1 protein-coding gene is annotated in these 764 nt (G+C 67.8%); it reads left to right on the top strand.

Annotation, left to right across the window (positions count from 1 at the left end):
• Window positions 1-764 (top strand): ABC transporter ATP-binding protein (locus IG98_RS0143955; protein ID WP_030926562.1); only part of this gene is annotated, 764 nt, incomplete at both ends.

A 764-nucleotide genomic window follows, 5' to 3' on the forward strand; every position in this document is an offset into this window, starting at 1 on the left:
CGGGTCTGTTTCCGCTACCCGAGCGCCGATGAGGTCTCTCTCGCCTCGCTGGAGTCCATCGCCCACCGCCGGCCCGAGCAGGCCGACGACACCTGGACCCTGCAAGAACTGAGCTTCCACGCACCCGCCGGCAAACTCACCGCCCTGGTAGGCCCCTCCGGCGCCGGAAAGACAACGATCACCCACCTCGTTCCCCGCCTGTACGACCCCACCCAGGGAACCGTCCGCATCGGCGGCCACGACCTCAAAGACCTGCCCCCCAAATCGATCACCGACACCGTCGGCGTGGTCACCCAAGACGCCCACCTGTGGCACGACACCCTGCGCGCCAACCTGGAATACGCCCGACCCGGCGCCACCGAGGAAGAACTCATCGACGCCTGCAAGGCCGCACTCATCTGGGACACCGTCCACACCCTGCCCGACGGCCTGGACACCGTCGTCGGCGACCGCGGCTACCGGCTGTCCGGCGGCGAGAAACAACGCATCGCCCTGGCCAGGCTCCTGCTCAAAGCCCCACCCGTCGTCGTCCTCGACGAAGCCACCGCACACCTGGACTCCGAATCGGAGGCCGCCATCCAACGGGCACTGCACACCGCACTGGCCGGAAGAACCTCACTGGTCATCGCACACCGCCTGTCCACCATCCGCCGGGCCGACCAGATCCTGGTCATCGAAACCGGCCAGATCCGCGAACGCGGAACCCACGACGAACTCCTGGCCGCCGGCGGACTCTACGCCGACCTCTACCACACCCAATTCGC

The sequence above is a fragment of the Streptosporangium amethystogenes genome (genome assembly GCF_000721075.1).
GTDB lineage: Bacteria > Actinomycetota > Actinomycetes > Streptosporangiales > Streptosporangiaceae > Streptosporangium > Streptosporangium amethystogenes.